Source organism: Bdellovibrio sp. MYbb2 (assembly GCF_056175685.1).
On sequence record NZ_JBJKJI010000005.1, the window covers coordinates 1 to 16,471 of the forward strand.

Genomic DNA, 16,471 nt, shown 5'->3' on the forward strand with positions numbered 1-16,471 from the left:
TAATTTCCGTCTGTTAGACGTTACTTCCATAAAGACCCCCTGGGCTGGGTGTCCAAATCAAATCGGGGTCAGGAACAGTTATTATGGCAGTGATGGAGCACGGGTAAACTATCTTACAACCAACAACCTGGATGCGGTGGGAAGAGCGACGTCAGTTTCTTCAAGTTTGATGAGGAACGAGCGCGTTGCCAATACTTTTGTGGATTACAGAATTTCGTGTATCAACTATTGGGGTGAGACTCTCTACGAGATTAATCTCTTTATTGCCGATGAAAACTTCGATGATAGCGGTGGTATCGACCATTATATCGACTGGAACTAGTTTCAAATTTAAACTTAAAAAATCTCAAAGAGACCTAGGCTTCCTGGGTCTCTTTGCTTTTTGTGGTTACTTTGTTTGGAATCTGCTCAGCGATGTATTCGGCGACCGCGGCAATGGTCAGTGAAGGGTTGGGGCCAGTGGAAGAGGGCAGGATGCTGCCGTCTACGACGAACAAACCTTTATATCCGTACACTTCGCCCAGTGGATTTACGAAGCCCGTGTCAGAGGTTTCCCCCATCGGGCAACCGCCCAGAGGGTGAACGGCCACGACTTTATTCAAGTGAGTCAGCGGGTTGTCGACAAAAACTCCACCAATACGCTCGGCGATTTTCTTCATTTGCGTGCGCAGGCGATCAAAGTGCAATTTGCTGCCGTCCATTTTCCATTTGATGATGGCCTGATTGTCCGAGCGCAGACGGATTTCTCCGTCGGGTTTGTCACGACCCATGCCCAAAAGCACAAAGCAGCGCTTGGTGAAGTCCGCGCGATCAATGGCCTGGGCGAACTCTTCACCGACGTTGACCTGGTCGCGGCTTTCGAGATTCAGAATCTTAAAGACGTATTTCTTGATACTGCGGGCAAACAGCGTCCCTAGTCCGCGAATGCCCGGCAGCTGAGGGATTTTTCCGGAAAGATACCAGGCAAAGCCCACCGGGAATCCGGCCTCCTGCAGGTACATTCCATGGTGATAACCATCGTCATAGTCCTTGAAGTTATATTCAATTGCACCGGTAATAACCGGACCATTGGTGGCGTCGATATTTTCGCGGGATCCAAAAATCAATCCCAGCAAATCACCATTGCCGCTCCACTTTTTTCCCAGCCAGATGTTCAATTTTGGCAGGTGCCCCTGTTTTTTCATTTTCAACAGCAGGGAAGTCGATCCGATAGACCCGGCTGACAGCACCACATTTTTCGCAGTAAAAGTGGTTTCTTGTTGTGGGAATTCCGGAATGACATAAGTCACTTTATAATAGTCACCAAAGTGCTCGATACGCACCACATCCGCGTGAGTGCGAATGTCGGCAGGATGTTCAGATGTCTTCAAATTCCGGGCGCGGAAAATATAATTCAAATCCAAAGAGTTCTTGGCATTGATGTTACAACCGATGTCGCAATCACCGCATTTGTTGCACTTGGATTGCAAGGCCCCATGCATGTTGTGGGTTTGATGTCCGGGAAAGCTGCCTTCAAAACGTACCCCCAAGGGCGGCAGATTAAAGCTGGGTTTTCCGACCGAATCCGGCGGTGGCGGCATTTCTTCCGCCAACCTTTTTAAAAGCGCGGTTTTTGGAGTGGCCTTGTAGTAGTTTTGCGTTTCATAAGGGTAGGGCTTGGCCTCCATCATATGTAGAACCCGGTCGTAAAATGGATCAAGACTTTTACGGTTGTAGATCTGCGGCCAGCCCTGGAAGAATCTGTCGGGCATTCGGTAAAGAACATTGGCATAAATCAGACTGCCACCACCCAGTCCGCTGGCTGTCAGCGACAGGACATCACTTTCCGGCGTATCCCGCATTTCCATCAGACCGTATTTCTGGTCTTCGGGATCCCAGAACATACGCTGTTGCACATCGTGGGGGCGACGTGGAAATTGACCTATCTTCCACTGACGGCCACGTTCCATCAGGCAGACTTTATAGCCTTTTTCAACCAAGCGGCAGGTCATGACCGATCCGCCAAAACCAGAACCGATCACGATATAGTCATAGTCCAATTTCATAGTGCCTCAGGCAATGCGAAGTTTCGGCTTTTCGGCAGCCGGTGTTTGTTGCAAAGAGTTTTGCTTCAGGAACTCCACCAGTTGGGGGAAGACCTCTGTGTGGCAGTATTGTCCCATGAAAACATCCTGATGTCCGTACTGGGCAAATTCCTTGTACTGGATCCGGCCCGCGTTCTTGGTGGTTTTCAGTTCGTCATAGGTTTTTTTGTTTGAGCCCGGGAAAATATGATTGTCGCTGCCGGAAATCAGCAGTGTCGGCGGCATGTCCAGCAGCTTCATTTTCTCCAGATAGTTGATCTGGCCATCAAAGGAAAGCGAGTGCTGAGCCATCAGCATTTTGCGGATGTGTTTGTGATAGTGAAAACTGGTTCCCCCAAACAGATCCATCAGGCGACGGTGAGTCGCTGGATGCAGGTTGCGATGATTGTAAACTGCCGGGAAGCCCCAGCCCCACATGAAGCTGACCATGTGGCAGGCTGGTTCGCGGCATTCACTGCGCAGAGACCGCTCCATCCAGTACAGCCATTTACCAAAGGCGCGCCCGGGCATATAGGGGATTCGCGGGCTGACATAGGCATAACCAAAAACTTTTTCAAAGATTTCCGGACCCACCATCATTTTCAGCTTCGACTGCCAGCGCACTTGCGGAGTTAAAGACACACTGTTTGAAATGACACTGGCGATATCAGTGATATAGCCGGCAGCCAGCGATGCCATGAATGCCAGTGAACCCACACAGTGGGCTACCACATGAATGCGCACGTCATTGCCGCATTGCTCGCGAATGAATTCCACGGCGCGGGGGATATCGTATTTGGCGATATCATCAATGGTGTAGCCATGCGGGGAAAGATTGTAATTAAAACGTCCGCTGCCCCGCCAGTCCAGCGACCACACATCGGTGTACCCGGCGCCGTGCAGATGATTCACCAGATTTTCGTGCTCAGGCATGATGAACATGTCAGTTGAAGTGGTCAGCCCGTGCAATAGCAGTACGACATCTTTTTGAGGGGCGCAGTGGAATCTTTGAATGGATATACTTAAGCCGTCGCGCGTATCAAGCGGGTGCAGTGTCTTTTCCCCCAAAGCCACCCCTTGTGTGGTGTGTGGTGGATAAATATGTTCATTCCAGCGCGCGGAGGAGGTGGTGAAGATAAATGGGGCATAGACCTCCCAAAGATTTCCCAGGAAGGCTTTGAAATATTTCAAGATGGCTTCCTTGTCCTCCATCGAATTGGCGGCATTGGTCTTGAAAGTGCCCATCTGCTTGATAAAGTCCTTCAAAGAAATTCGCAGAACCCCGACACCCTGGACCTTTTTTTCACCAAAGTTTTCATAGGTGGAATGCCCTTCCCACAGATAGAAATACAACGTCGTGGTCTGTTGCCAGATCTCAGAGGTGTCTTCTTTGATCACGTCCTTAAAGCCAAACAGGGTCCATTTTTTTTCTTCGCGGTCCTGAAAGAAAAGCGTGTAGTGCATTTCTTTGGCGGTGTCCATGTTGGGGCTGGCGGCAGGTCGGGTGAATAAATGAAAGTGGCCTTCAAGAATGGGCAGTTCATCGCCAAAACGGATGTCGGTCACGGTGCCTGAAACTTTGGAAGGGGTGCTGTTGTCAGCATGAAACTTTGCCAGATCCGGGACATGAATCTGCAAATTGAATTCAAACGGCAGTTTGTCAAAACGTTCGGACTCTTTTTGAAATTCCGATTGTGGCAGCGGTGCGGAAGGGCGCAGTGTGAATTTTTTTGCGACAAAAAAGCCAGCCATTCTTTCGCTGAACTCTAGTGAAGTCACTGTTGCTGTCATTTAACTATCCTTTGTTTATATCTACATTACGGAGTTTTGTGAAAAACATGAATATGTCTCAGGCCCAGAAAAATTGGACGCAACTGTAATTTGTCGGACGCATGGATTGCTTGAATGCCATTAACAAGAGTTGATCAAATATCGGACTGCATACAACCGGCTTTGGTGGACAAAATTTATGGGTTCGTTTACGATGAAAACAACTGAATAGTTTCATCGGGTTCCGCGATTTTTGCGGAAGTTTATCGAGGGTAGGGTCGCCCTCACTAAGGAGACCCTATGGAACTTCCACAGAAGTTTTTGAATCTTTTGGTTATCATCATCCCCCTTATATTTTTTGTTTCCGTCTTTTTCTTTATGGAATGGCGCCAGAGAAAAGCCCGTCAGCGCACGGAGCCGTCGCAGAATGAGACACCCCGGACCTAGATCCTGATATTGATCCGGCTTTGTTTTATACTTAAAGGGAAGTCCGGAAAATTCCGATATTTCCCTTAGACATGAGCAAAAAGAAAAAGAAATCTTCAGCCGCAGAGAATCTGATTGAGTCATTGATGGATGATCTCAAGGAGATTCAATCCGAGTCCTCGTATCGTGCAAGCGATGCGAGCGAGGAGTATGACGGTCTGCCTGCTCTTGCCACAGACGAAAACCGTCTGGATGCGACTGCCGTGGGCGGGAACATCTGGGACAGTCTGGAACAGGGACTTGGGAAAGATGCTGCCAAAGACATCGACTCTTCAGAGTTTGTCGGTGGCGCAGAATATTCTGCAGAGTCCAATGAAAGTTCTTACGATGGTTCTTACAATCCACCTGCAATTCCAGAGGTGGAGGCTTCTGAATCTGAAGACTTTGAAATGCCCGAGGGCTTTGGCGATTTGCCGCCTTCCGAGCGCTTCATGATGGGTCCGTCCGTGGGTGAAGAGGAACGTTACGACGGTCCTTCCGCGGATGCAGGCTATCAGTCGGCGGATGACCTGGATTCGATGCCAGTGTCGGCGATGGATGACGATTCCACTCGTCCGGTTTTCAGCTCCCAGCCAGTTGCTGAAGACAAAACCGTTTCCATTCAACAGGATTTCAACGCCACCAGTTCAGCTGTGGGCGGCACTGATGCGGATAAAACTGTCGCAGTGGAAGGCTTTGCCAATGCCCGTGTGGGTTCGCGCAAATCCCAGCCTGAAGTGGATGTCAAAGTCAGCGTCGGAAACTTCCGTGGCAGCCGTGGGGCCGCCAATGTGATGACTTCTGTGGATGCCAGTCTGGCTCAGGCCGAAAACCTGAAGCTGGCGCAACAGCGCATCCTGGAGCTTGAGCGGGAAGTGGAGCATCTGCGTGGTGAAAATGAAGAACTGGCTTCTGCCGGTGAAATCATCCGTTCCCGCACCGATGACCTGACCGTTCGCATTTCTGAAATCGAAAAAGAGAAAACCGAGATGCAGGAATCCGCACAAAGCGAGATCCTGATCCTGAAAGGGAACCTTCAGTACAAAGAGAACGAGGTTGCCAAGGCGCGCATCAAGGTTGAAGAACTTGAAACTAGACTAAAATCCGACTTCAAAAAGATCCGTGTCCGCGAACGCGAGCTGGAAAACCGCCTGGAATTGCTCCGTGCAGAAAAATCCGCTCTTGTTCGGTCCAAAGATGAGTATATTTTAGAACAAAAAAGAAAGATTGATCAGCTCTCTCAGGAACTCGATAATTACCGTAAGAAATGTCTTGAGCTTAACAAGACGATCGAGGCCAATCAGGATCAAGTCAAACGAACCGAGCGCGCACTGCGTTTGGCTTTGACGAACCTGGAGGCGAAAGAAGAGAATCTCGTTCCGTTGAAGAAAGCTGAGTAGTATGGAGTCCGCTTCCCAGGTAGAAAGTAGCGAAGGCGCCGCCCTTGCGAAACCTGCTCCCGTGAAAAAAATCAAGATCATCGTCAGTGATCTCCATTTGGGGAAGGGCCGCCTGTTGGAAAAAGGCGGAATCAATTCACTCGAAGAATTCTATTACGGGGAAAAGCTGGTGGAATTCATCCACTTCTATTCCACCGGTGTCTATCGCGACTATGAAGTCGAACTGATCATCAACGGCGATTTCCTGAACTTCCTGCAGTGTGATTACAAAGGCCACTTCCTGTCAGTGATCACTGAATCCGTGACTTTGGAGATTCTGAAAGACTGCGTGAACGGGCATAAAGCCGTCTTTACCGCGCTGTCTGAATTCGCCGCAAAACCCGGTAACACCATCACCTACATCGTCGGCAACCACGATCAGGGGATGCTGTGGCCTGCCTGCCGCGCATATCTGAATCAGGTCATCGGGACACCGATTCGTTTTAAAAACATCGTTTATTTCTTTGATGGAGTTCATATCGAGCACGGCCATATGCATGAAGCCGCCAATCGTATGGATCCCAAAAAGTTCTTCCTGAAAAAGGATCTGGTGGAACCGATCCTGAATCTGCCGTTTGGATCCCATTTCTTCCTGGAAGTGGTGTTGAAAATCAAACAACATTATCCCCATGTCGACAAGATCCGTCCTTTTGGCAAAATGGTCCGCTGGGCTTTCCTGAACGAAACCGGAACAATGATTCGCGCGTTCTTTATGGCCATGGGATACTTCCTGAAAAGCATCCTGGTGAAGGATCCGCGCCGTCACTGGCCTTTGAAGCGAATCATCCAGGTGATCGCGGAAAGCGCCATCTTTCCGGATTTAAGTGAATCAGCGCGTAAAATTCTGGGGGATGACCGCGTGCACACCGTGATCTTTGGTCACACGCACGTTTATCAGTATCGCCAGTGGTCAGAGAATAAAGAATATTTCAATACGGGAACATGGACTGAGATCACTTCTTTGGATATTGTGTCCTTGGGAAAGATCACGAAACTAACCTATGTTCTTATCGAATACCCTGAAGACGGAGGTCGGCCGCGAGGCAGACTGAAGGAGTGGAAGGGTTATCACAAAATCGAAGAAGACGTAGCCATCTCGTGAGCGGGCGATGAAAACGGCCCATCCGACTGCGTTGTCGGACAGCCTTCTCGCTTCGACGTGCTTGGAGCACGCCTGCGCTGCGAGGGCTGTCCTCCGCCTTGCGGCTGGACCGTTTTGATCACCCTTTAAATCCCGGTAGTTTTCTGGCTGGCCCTTCGGGCGCCGCGTGGGGGCTGGCTCCCTTTGGGAGCGCCGCGGGTGGGATCGGTTTTTAACTTAGAAAGAGATGCACGTATGTTGGAGATTTCGCATTCGTTTCATAGGATTGATGAATCTGTTTTGGTGAAGTGTCAGGAGTCTTTGAAGTTGTTTTTGCAACGTAAAGAGATTGGCTTTCCTCAGGTGATGGAGCGTGTTTCTTTGTGGCAGCAGTCTTATAAAGTGGGGACTGAGCTGGCGGAGAAGTTTAAGAAGATTGTGATCGTGGGTCTTGGCGGCAGCTCACTTGGGACTCGGGTGATTGCGGAAGTTTTCTGTGCTCGCAATATGTTCTTTGTCGACAACGTGGATGCCCTGGAATTTGAGACTTTGATTGAAGAGCTGGGGGATCTGAAAGAGGTTGCCTGGGTTTTCATTTCCAAGAGTGGAACTACGATTGAGTCTTTGTGTGCGCTTGAGCTTGTGGATCAGATTTACACTGAAGAAAAGTTGGATCTTCCCAAGCACAGTGTGGTTATTTCTGAAACCAAAGACAGCAGTTTGATGGCTTGGGCTCGCAAGCATTCTATTCCTACTTGTGAAATTCCTTTGGATGTTGGGGGGCGCTTCTCGGTGCTTTCTCCGGTGGGGATGATGCCGGCGGCGTTTTTGGGTCTGGATCTTGAAAAATTCCGTGTGGGGGCGATGCGTGCTTTGAATGACACGGCGGTTGTGACTCAGACGATGGCTCAGGTGGCGCAAAGCTATAAGCGTGAAGAATGGATCACTCTGCTTTGGATTTATAATTCTCGTATGAAGTCTTTCGGGGCTTGGTATCAGCAGCTTTGGGCCGAGTCTTTGGGGAAACCTGAAACTCGTGCGGGGAAACCGGCTCCGCGTGTGAGTACGCCAATGTCTGCGGTGGGGGCTTCGGATCAGCATTCGATTTTGCAGCAGGTGATGGAAGGAACCAAAGACAAGTTCGTTGTGTTCCAGCGTGTGGAAGAATCCGAGGCGGGTTCCTTGCGCATCAAGAAAGCTCAGTTCAAAGAAACTCAGGACCTTGAAGGTCGCACGATGGGTGAACTGCTGCGGGCAGAAGGTTTGGCCACGCAGGAGGCATTGAATCAGAGTGGTGTTTCCACGATGACTCTTAAGACTAAAGTCCTAGACGAACACAGCTTGGGTTACATGTTCATGTTCTGGCAGCTTGTGGTTGCGGGCTTGGGCGATTACCTGGAAATCGACGCCTTCAATCAACCGGGTGTCGAGCTGGGCAAGAGACTAGCGAAAGAGAAATTGAAGAAAGCATGATTGTCAGGTGACGGGGGGAAGTTTTATACTTTTCCCTATGGCTCACAACGATGACAACTCAGACAACTTAGAAAAAACCAGTATTGTTGCCAGCGACACTTTCAAGGGTCGTCTTAAAGAGGCGGATGATGTTCCGCCGGCAATTGTTGTTTTGATCGGCCCTCCGGGCTACGTCGGCAAACAATATCCTATCACGGCCAGTGACATCGTCATCGGCCGCTCTGTGGAAAGCCAAGTTTACATTGATGATAAAAGTTTGAGCCGTTCGCACGCGAAGTTTGCTGTCAATGGCAGTGAAGTATCCGTGATCGACCTGGGATCCACGAATAAAACCATCGTGAATGGTCAGGTGATCCCACCACTGGCTTCGTGCCTTTTGAAGAATAATGATCAGATTAAAACCGGCAACGTGATCTTCAAGTTCCTCGAAAAAGGCAGCATTGAAGCCATGACCAATGCGGCGATGTACGATCGTGCGCAGAAGGATGCGTTGACGGGCGCTCATTCCAAAGGGGCGCTTTTGGACAAGGGCCCTGAGGCGATGAAACGCGCCGAAGTGCTGAACGAGCCATTCAGTCTTGTGACTTTCGATATCGATCATTTTAAAAAGATCAACGACAGCTACGGGCATCCGGGCGGTGACTATGTTCTGAAAGAGCTGTGCCGTATCGTGATCACCAAGCTGATCCGCTCCAACGACTTCTTTGCCCGTTATGGTGGTGAAGAGTTCGTGCTGCTGCTTTCCGGTTCTCCATCCAAAACGGCCGGCGAAGTGGGGGAGCGTATCCGTCAGACGATTGAAGCTCATGATTTTACATTTGAAGGCAAGAAGATCCAGGTGACCATTTCTGTGGGCGTGGCGACCAAGCTTCCAAATGAAACCGAATGGACTCAAGTGTATGACCGTGCCGATAAGGCGCTGTACCAGTCCAAACAGGGTGGCCGTAACCGCACGACCATCGTAGCTTAATATTAGTTTTTTATCCCGGGGTTGGCTTCTTACAAGACTTTACTGAAGAACCTCCAAACCTGGGAATCTTGAAAAGCCGCATCTATATTATAGGTGCGGCTTTTGTTTTTCTGCGTCGCTGACGTAATAGATGCCCCTACCCTTATGGTCTAGGGCCGCTTTGGCCATTTTTACAGTCCTCTATATATAGATGTGATTTTCATGTTAGCCGTCAGCTCTGCTTTAAATTTAGTAGGGGTTTTGACCCATAAGAAATGATTATGGGTGTCATAACGAAATGCGTAATTCCTAAGTTGTTTCATATATTTAGGGCCACTTTGACTCTTCAAAATCAGGCATCATCGTTGCATTAGTGAAAGAGAGTAAGCATCGCGGGTTTGGGGGCGAATTTACCGGGTGCTGGGGGGAGCAGAATGGCTCTTCTGGGAAAAAAATTCAGAACGTTAACCGAATTTAGACAGAAACGAGTCAAAGTATGGAGAGAGATCTAAACGTAACGGATCTTGAACTGGTAGAAAAAGTAAAGTCTGGCGACAGACGCTCTTTTTCCGAACTCGTGAAACGACATCAGAGAAGTGTGCTGCGTATGAGTTTGCGGTTCGTAAAGGACATGGACACAGCTGAGGACGTGACGCAAGAAGCGTTCATCAAGGCTTACGAAAAGCTGAACACCTTCGAAGGTCGTTCTTCTTTCAAAAGCTGGTTGTTCCAGATCGCAGTGAACACCGCACGCAACAAACTGCGTGAGTGGAAACGCGACACCGTGGATATCGACGATGTGCAATTGGCTGTAGATGCGGAGGCCGAAACTACACTCGTCCATACGGCGGTTTCTGACATACTTAAAAATGAAGTAGAGAAGCTGCCGTTCAAGCAGAAAACAGCCCTGGTTCTTCGTGTGTACGAGGACCTGAGCTTTAACGAAATCGCTGATATCATGGAATGCCCATACGATACGGCGAAGGCGAACTACAGACATGCTCTGATGAAACTTCGTCAGACATTCGAACAGCAGGCTGAATTGAAGAACTGGACGGAAGAAGTAGGTGGCTTCTTCCTCGAGGTTAACCAAAGATTTGCGGAAGCAGAAGGATAAGAATCGATGGACAACGTGGACCGTATGGATCGCATGGATAAAGTGCGCAAAGGCCTAAAAGCCGCCGACGATATGGAACTGCCCATGAATGATGATTTCTTCGATCGCCTGCATGATAAAATCATGGCAGAGGTGGAAACGGTCGAAATCAAACCGGCTCCGGTATTGATGACGCCGCGAAATCTGCTTCGCTCTCACTGGCGAGGATGGCTTTATCCCGTCAGCGGCGTAGCTTCGCTGATGGCCTTCGCTGTTCTTTTGATGCCGCAGGTGTCAAAAGTAAACCAGTCGATGACCAGAGCCGGGCTTCTGAGCGACGGGCATGAACGTATTGTCTCTGAGGCACTTTTGTCCCCAGAGGAGATTTCCCAGACCTTGATCATCACGCAGAGCGAATCTGACTTTTTTATGGACGTAGCTCGCGAATCATTCGAAAATTTATCTGTAGATAAATTCAATAAAATCATGGGTGAAAGCGGACGCTGATCACCCTGACTCGGGTGAGACAACGTGTTGCTGAAGACTCTGTTCCCAATATTCCTAATATGTCTAAATTCGGCTTTCTCCGTGGCTGTGGCTGCGGAGAAACGCAATCAGCTTGAAGAGCTTCTGATCTGGAAGATGAGCGACGAGCTAAAGCTGAACACCTCTGACGAAAAGAAATTCACTGAGATCGTCCGGGACATCAATAAACGCAAAGCCCAGTTCAACCTGGAGCTGCAGGCCTCTGTCGATAAAATGAACAAGGCGACCGGAGCTAAAGCGAAGGACGAAGAACTGACTCGTTATCGCAGGTCTTTGCAAAACTATGGTCGAATGAATGAAGAGGAGTTCGACAAGCTGAAGCCCTTGTTGGGAGCTGAGCGCATGGTGCAGTACCTGATGATCAAGCAGGATCTGACCAACAGGATTAAAACGATGCTGGCTAATCCCGAAGTGGCCCCGGGTAAAACGGCCAAGCCTTTGCCTTCTCCGAAACTGATCGAAGAAAAATAAAAAAAAGCCGTCATGAAGACGGCTTTTTTCGTTTAGAAGATCTCCCAGCCGGAGATGACGTCAACTCCAGAATCACAGGGCTGAAACTGATAAGGACAATGAATCAGCGCCTTGAAGCGCTCGTCATTGCCGTCGTCAAAGACAAACACCCCTTGAGATGTGCCATCGTTGGCCCGGTACATACCCTTGACGGCAGCATAGCGGCCTTTGGAATCACGGGCGATGATAGAGTTCGGGCACTGATCCAGATTGTACTGTTCAATTTTGAAGTCATAGCTTTCAAACTGAGAAACCTGGTTGCGGGCCAGAGTGGTGATACGACCATCCTGGATCTGCAGCGGCTGCAGGATCTTGTAGTTGTTCACATTGTCACGGGATTGGGCCGGTCCATAAACCACACAAGCCATAACCAAAGCACTTGTCACTAGCGACATTGTTGACCTCCATAGCGGGATGATTCGCCCCAGCGAACAGCCGGGCTCCAGCGGGCATCAGCGACCAGATGGCCGTCGATCATCTTTAAAAACAAATCCCAGGCGTTGTTGGCGGCAAAGCCTGTCATCACATGACAGCTCATCAGAACCTCTTTGGCGTCCTTGATGTCGCCAATGGCGTCCGGCACGTCATAGTTGTTCTTGCGCCAGTACATCAGATCGTTCAATTGCCCATAAGCTTCGCGCAGGCGGGCATCGCGGCGGTTGGTGGAATGTTCATCCAGAAGGCCTGCAGATGGGCAGCGTCCACCGGCATCACGCACGGCCTTCCATGCGGCATTCACCGCGTCCACGCGGCCCTGCCACAGGTTGCAGATGCTTTCCACGACCACGTCAATACGCTCGTCAATTGTCGGAGGTCTAAGGCGCAGTTCTTTTCTGATGCCTTCATGCCATTGATAGATTTGCTTGCGGGTGGGACGACCATAAGATGTCCATCCCGCCATTTCAAACTGCTGGTTGTTCGCAGCCGGTGACACCGCGGTTTTCCAGATACGGAATCCCCCCAGACGGCTGATGGGCCAGGTGTAAGGATTACGGGTGGTGATCAGTTCGCGCACTTTGGAAGGTGTCGTGGAATACAGCGAGCGAATGAAACCATTTTCGTTCACATCGATGATCATTTCGGCATGTCCACCACGGGTGCCGACGATGTTTTCTTCTTCAGGTGTCAGGGTCGGATTCAGAAAGATTGTGCCAGGACGAACGAATTCACGTTGGATCGCTACCGGAATTGTATCATGTCCCAGCGTTTGAGTGCTGGTCAGGTCCGACACAAGCTGGATGAATTTGCGAACGCGGTCTTTTTCCGCCAGGCGATCCCAGTTGGTCATGGATTGGGTCAGGCTGCGCTTCATGTTTTCGATGTTTGTGAAGGCCACCGGTAAAGAGTTTTCGTAAGCAAAGATGATCCTTGCCGCATAGACCGCGTCAGCGCAGTCGGTGGAAATACCGTACCAGGGATTCTGGGGATTCGAAAAAATATCCGCCTTGAAGCTTTCAACCACCCACTGGGAATAGCGGTCTTCCTGAGCCTGAGACCACACGTTCTGGGCATTCCAGACCGCAGCTTCGGCCATCAGTCCGGTTGACATGATCAAAGTAAAAATCAGAGTCTTCACGCTCACACCTAGAATATATCGACGGACAGTTCGATTTCATTATCCGTCAAAACATTGGAACGCGCAGCTGCAGAGGCCTCTTTGAATTCAAAAACAATTTCGCAGAACTTCGGAACACGCTGGGGCCAGTTGGCGTTAAGCACCATCACATTGTCCCGGAAAGTGCCGTCAAACGCCGCCCAGTTTGTGGTGTAAGAATAGTCCACCTGCATGCTGTCGCCGGGGCTGATCTGATTTTCCTGGCGGGTGTCCGTGCGGCCCGAGCGTAAATCACAGGACGTCGTCACGCGATAGTACAGGCTGGCTGCCGTGGTATAGGTGTTGGCAGAGTTTCGCACGTTGGCCGCCAAAGAATAAATTCTTTCGCTGAAGTCTTCTTCCACGGTATTCCCGTTACCAACACCGTTGCCGTTGTTGCCATTGTTTTTGCAGTTGCCATAGCCATGACCGTCGCCATTGCCGTTGTTGCCCTTGCACTGAGCCAGTGGGCCCAGGTAACAGACGTGAACTTTGTAACCCACACCCATGGTTTCATAGGAAAAAGACATATTCAGGCGGGTGATACGGGACAACCACTGATTGCCAAAAGAGAACAGCTTGTCAGAGTCCTCATTCAACGCCAGTCCCACACTGCGGTTGCGCCACGGTGAAGTGACCGGAGAACTCAGGTCCTCATAGTTCACGCTGCCCGAGAACGACCCCGGAGAGGGGGCCAATGGTGAAGCTGTGCGGGTCAGGTTGCAGACAAAAATATTTTCAGAGCTGGATGAAACCGTGACATCCACCTGAGCAAAAGCGGGGCAGGAAAAAACAGCAAGCAGGGTGATAAGAAGTGCTTTCATTCTTACGGCTCACATCTGTAGCGAGGCAGGGTTTTCACCTGCTTGTTCATTACCACGCCTGCCGGGGATTCTTTGATCACGCGGATATCATTCAGGTCGAAGTTGCCGCCATTACCCACGTCACCCACGGTGAATTCAGCAGAGAAGCGGTTCCAGAATTTTTGTTTTCCGGAAAGATAGCACTGACCATGGCTTGGGTCGCAAAGGCGCTCATAGTAAGTCGGCCACAGGCGGGTGGAGCCCAGTTTCTTGAAATAGCTTAGTGACATGTCCAGATCTGAATTCAGGTCGCCGGAAGAAATATGCGGCAAGCCCGTCAAACGTGGCAGGCCCAGCAGGTCAGACAATGGCTGAATGGACTGGATTTGATCCAAGCCTGCAACGCCATTGGCTGCTTTCAGATCGATCAGGAACTGTTCGGCTCTGTTCAGATAGATATAGAAATCTTCAAACGGGTCGATCATGGTGACGACGACTTTGTAGCGTTCGCCTTTCACAAAGTTCAAGCCATCGATGCTTTGTTGCGGGAAGCGCATCAGACCCTGCCAGTTCCCCTGAATGGTGCCACCGCTGGTCCAGCCGTCGATGAATACTGATTTTTGCGAGCCGACTTTAAAGACTTCAACTTCGGCGGCCACCGGGATGTTATAAGCAGACGGTGCCGTGCAAAGTCCCGCCTGGTTGCAGAACAAGGGCTGTCGGTTGTCCACAGAAAGATACATGTTCAAATCAACGCGTTCCTCGCCGGCTTGGCGGAACTGAAGGTCACCCATGTTGAATTCTGCATTGTAAGTGGTCGGGAAGCGGGGTGCTTCCAGGCCGACGTCTTCACTCAACTCCATCATTCCGGCCGGGGCTTGCAGCGTGAAGCGGTAGCGGGAAGAACCAATGGCCGTCACATCAGGGCTAAGGCCAGAATCATCACCTGCAACATAAGAATTCAAAGCGGCTTCGATGTCACCGAACTCAAGTCCCAGTTCTTTCATTTTTTCCGGGGTTGCGCACTCAGGCTTCAATCCCATGGTGATAGAAAGATTGTAGCTTGGGTTGATGGTCAGGAAGCAGTATTCGCCTTCCATCTGAACCATGCTTGCACCCTGCGGGGTGGTTTTGCAGTATTCCTGGTTGGATTTGTAGCGCAGAGGGCGACCGTTGACTTCAGCCACCGTCACAAACGCGCATTGCTGCAGGAATTTGTGCTGTCTTTTAACCAGAGATTTCTTTTGATTGTGATCCATCGGCTTGCTGAAAATCGGATTTTCAATTTTGCAGATGTTTTCATCCGGTAGGTCACCATCAAGGGAAATATCAGCCACGTCAGAAACATCACTCGGCATATAGACGCCCTTGGAAAGCATCAGGAAGCTGCCGGCACTTTCGGTGCACTTGTCGATCATTTGCGGAAGAATTGTGGACCCTTCACCATCGCCATAGATACGGATCGGTGGAGCGGATTCAAAATTGATCGCGAAGTTGTGTTTCATATCGCGAGAAGCGCGGCAGGCGAAAGCTTCGCCTGCCAGCATAAATACAACCCCTGAAAGGACCAGAACCGTAAGATTTTTGAATTTCATAGATCGATCCTTTCAGAGACCAAAGAGGGGCGATTAGTTCGCAGCGCCTTCTTCAATTTTAGTGTAAGTACACATTTCAGCACCGTGACGTTGCCATTTTCTCAAGTTTTTGATGGCAGCAGCATGGTTTGTCTCTTTGAACACATAACGTACACGGCAGAAGCGTGGAGTTTTTGTGTTTTGGTTGATCCATGTGTTGTAAAGGTCTTTAGCCGCGCCAACAGAAGTAGCTTGGTTAGTACCAGTGAAGAAGTCACCACCACCGTTTTGTGGAGCATTCCAGTCAGAGAATTTCGCTTCGTTATCCAGCATGTTGTACTGGTTAGCGTTGTTGCGAGCGTATTTGAATGTGTTCATACCTTGAAGGTCGCACACAGTGTAAGACTCAACAGTCAAGCCAGACAAAGTCGTGTACTTGATGTTTGGAGTCATGTTCAAACCATCACGACCGTGGTTGAAACCTGGACCGTCTGGGTTGTTGTCGCCTGGGTTCACGCCAGTAGCAACGAAGTCAGTTGCAGAAACTTGAGCCAACAAGCTGAAGTTAGCAACTACGTTGTCTTCCCAGTATTCAATCTGAGGGCCACGGTAGCAGATATCAACGAAGTATTCAGCGCCGTAAAGCTCGGAACCAAGGTTGAAGCTAAGTTCTTTGATACGGTTAGCGAAAGCGTCTTCGTGGTTAACCAAAGTTGCGAAAGAACCCTGACCAGCTTGACGAGTCGTCGCTGTCCAGTTTGTGTTCCATTTGGAATCACCAGTGTTCCAAGAGCTGTATTGACCTTTCATGTAGTCCATCAGGTACTCACCACCGTTGTCGTTAGTACAAACGCAACGAGTGTGGCAGGTAGCATCAGTACAAGTACCAGCAGTACAAGCGATCTGAGTGTCTTCGAAGTAGCACGCTTTGTGAGCGGATGCATTGTGCTTCAAACCAGCATTACAAGCGTAGATGTCTGGACCAGAGCTGAAGGTTTTGAATTTGAAACGCAAAGAAATTGCGTTCGCGCTTTGTGCAGAGATCAATAGCATAGCTACTGCTGCAAATTTCATCAAGTTAGTCATTGTTTTCTCCTTTTGATCTAAC

At 49.8% G+C, this 16,471-nt stretch carries 15 protein-coding genes; 8 read left to right on the forward strand and 7 right to left on the reverse strand.

Annotated features, from left to right (window positions below; genetic code table 11):
• On the forward strand, positions 1–322 hold a 322-nt coding region (locus AC04MQ_RS17745; protein WP_475392734.1), incomplete at its 5' end, for a hypothetical protein.
• Positions 323–356: 34 nt separating this feature from the next.
• Here AC04MQ_RS17745 and AC04MQ_RS17750 read toward each other — a convergent pair.
• Positions 357–2,045 carry a GMC oxidoreductase gene (locus tag AC04MQ_RS17750; protein ID WP_015089885.1) on the reverse strand — a complete coding sequence of 563 codons (1,689 nt, stop codon included), beginning with the start codon at positions 2,043–2,045 and terminating at the stop codon, positions 357–359.
• 6 nt (positions 2,046–2,051) lie between these two features.
• Complete coding sequence (locus tag AC04MQ_RS17755; RefSeq protein WP_015089886.1) at positions 2,052–3,854, reverse strand: alpha/beta fold hydrolase; 1,803 nt, start codon at positions 3,852–3,854, stop codon at positions 2,052–2,054.
• A 497-nt stretch (positions 3,855–4,351) separates the two neighbouring features.
• Between AC04MQ_RS17755 and AC04MQ_RS17760 the strand changes: the two genes are divergently transcribed.
• The 7 genes from AC04MQ_RS17760 to AC04MQ_RS17790 all read left to right on the forward strand — a co-directional run bounded on the left by AC04MQ_RS17760 (position 4,352) and on the right by AC04MQ_RS17790 (position 11,353).
• Positions 4,352–5,698, forward strand: a complete 1,347-nt coding sequence (locus AC04MQ_RS17760; protein ID WP_015089888.1) for a hypothetical protein — start codon at positions 4,352–4,354, stop codon at positions 5,696–5,698.
• 61 nt (positions 5,699–5,759) lie between these two features.
• Positions 5,760–6,839, forward strand: coding sequence for a metallophosphoesterase family protein (locus AC04MQ_RS17765; protein WP_015089889.1), 1,080 nt, complete (start codon positions 5,760–5,762; stop codon positions 6,837–6,839).
• Positions 6,840–7,073: 234 nt separating this feature from the next.
• Positions 7,074–8,291 (forward strand): glucose-6-phosphate isomerase, encoded by a 1,218-nt coding sequence (locus AC04MQ_RS17770; protein WP_475392735.1) that lies wholly within the window; start codon positions 7,074–7,076, stop codon positions 8,289–8,291.
• 37 nt (positions 8,292–8,328) lie between these two features.
• Positions 8,329–9,261 carry a diguanylate cyclase gene (locus AC04MQ_RS17775; protein WP_015089891.1) on the forward strand — a complete coding sequence of 311 codons (933 nt, stop codon included), beginning with the start codon at positions 8,329–8,331 and terminating at the stop codon, positions 9,259–9,261.
• 475 nt (positions 9,262–9,736) lie between these two features.
• On the forward strand, positions 9,737–10,357 hold the full coding sequence (locus tag AC04MQ_RS17780) for an RNA polymerase sigma factor (RefSeq protein WP_011163302.1): 621 nt from the start codon (positions 9,737–9,739) through the stop codon (positions 10,355–10,357).
• Positions 10,358–10,381: 24 nt separating this feature from the next.
• Positions 10,382–10,843, forward strand: coding sequence for a hypothetical protein (locus AC04MQ_RS17785; protein WP_475392736.1), 462 nt, complete (start codon positions 10,382–10,384; stop codon positions 10,841–10,843).
• An 81-nt stretch (positions 10,844–10,924) separates the two neighbouring features.
• The gene (locus AC04MQ_RS17790) at positions 10,925–11,353 is read left to right on the forward strand and encodes a hypothetical protein (protein WP_475392737.1); all 429 of its coding nucleotides are present in this window, start codon (positions 10,925–10,927) and stop codon (positions 11,351–11,353) included.
• Between the two features lie 32 nt (positions 11,354–11,385).
• Here the strand turns inward: AC04MQ_RS17790 and AC04MQ_RS17795 are convergent, their stop codons facing one another.
• From AC04MQ_RS17795 to AC04MQ_RS17815, 5 genes are read right to left on the reverse strand one after another with little or no spacing between them, the layout of a single operon-like run.
• Complete coding sequence (locus AC04MQ_RS17795; protein WP_235046246.1) at positions 11,386–11,787, reverse strand: hypothetical protein; 402 nt, start codon at positions 11,785–11,787, stop codon at positions 11,386–11,388.
• Positions 11,778–12,968, reverse strand: coding sequence for a hypothetical protein (locus tag AC04MQ_RS17800; RefSeq protein WP_475392738.1), 1,191 nt, complete (start codon positions 12,966–12,968; stop codon positions 11,778–11,780). Before AC04MQ_RS17800 ends, AC04MQ_RS17795 begins: the two co-directional genes overlap by 10 nt.
• 8 nt (positions 12,969–12,976) lie before the next feature.
• Entirely contained in the window at positions 12,977–13,810 is an 834-nt protein-coding gene (locus AC04MQ_RS17805) for a pilus assembly protein (protein WP_475392739.1), read from the reverse strand.
• Positions 13,811–13,812: 2 nt separating this feature from the next.
• Positions 13,813–15,384, reverse strand: coding sequence for a hypothetical protein (locus AC04MQ_RS17810; protein ID WP_015089898.1), 1,572 nt, complete (start codon positions 15,382–15,384; stop codon positions 13,813–13,815).
• A gap of 33 nt (positions 15,385–15,417) precedes the next feature.
• On the reverse strand, positions 15,418–16,449 hold the full coding sequence (locus AC04MQ_RS17815) for a hypothetical protein (RefSeq protein WP_041576974.1): 1,032 nt from the start codon (positions 16,447–16,449) through the stop codon (positions 15,418–15,420).
• Positions 16,450–16,471 lie beyond the last annotated feature (22 nt).

Bases quoted from the DNA above. Each gene is read 5' to 3' on its own strand.
- AC04MQ_RS17770 (WP_475392735.1), top strand. From the start codon at position 7,074: ATGTTGGAGATTTCGCATTCGTTTCATAGGATTGATGAATCTGTTTTG.
- AC04MQ_RS17810 (WP_015089898.1), bottom strand. From the start codon at position 15,384: ATGAAATTCAAAAATCTTACGGTTCTGGTCCTTTCAGGGGTTGTATTT.
- AC04MQ_RS17795 (WP_235046246.1), bottom strand. From the start codon at position 11,787: ATGTCGCTAGTGACAAGTGCTTTGGTTATGGCTTGTGTGGTTTATGGA.
- AC04MQ_RS17815 (WP_041576974.1), bottom strand. From the start codon at position 16,449: ATGACTAACTTGATGAAATTTGCAGCAGTAGCTATGCTATTGATCTCT.
- AC04MQ_RS17750 (WP_015089885.1), bottom strand. From the start codon at position 2,045: ATGAAATTGGACTATGACTATATCGTGATCGGTTCTGGTTTTGGCGGA.
- AC04MQ_RS17780 (WP_011163302.1), top strand. From the start codon at position 9,737: ATGGAGAGAGATCTAAACGTAACGGATCTTGAACTGGTAGAAAAAGTA.
- AC04MQ_RS17785 (WP_475392736.1), top strand. From the start codon at position 10,382: ATGGATCGCATGGATAAAGTGCGCAAAGGCCTAAAAGCCGCCGACGAT.
- AC04MQ_RS17755 (WP_015089886.1), bottom strand. From the start codon at position 3,854: ATGACAGCAACAGTGACTTCACTAGAGTTCAGCGAAAGAATGGCTGGC.
- AC04MQ_RS17805 (WP_475392739.1), bottom strand. From the start codon at position 13,810: ATGAAAGCACTTCTTATCACCCTGCTTGCTGTTTTTTCCTGCCCCGCT.
- AC04MQ_RS17775 (WP_015089891.1), top strand. From the start codon at position 8,329: ATGGCTCACAACGATGACAACTCAGACAACTTAGAAAAAACCAGTATT.
- AC04MQ_RS17760 (WP_015089888.1), top strand. From the start codon at position 4,352: ATGAGCAAAAAGAAAAAGAAATCTTCAGCCGCAGAGAATCTGATTGAG.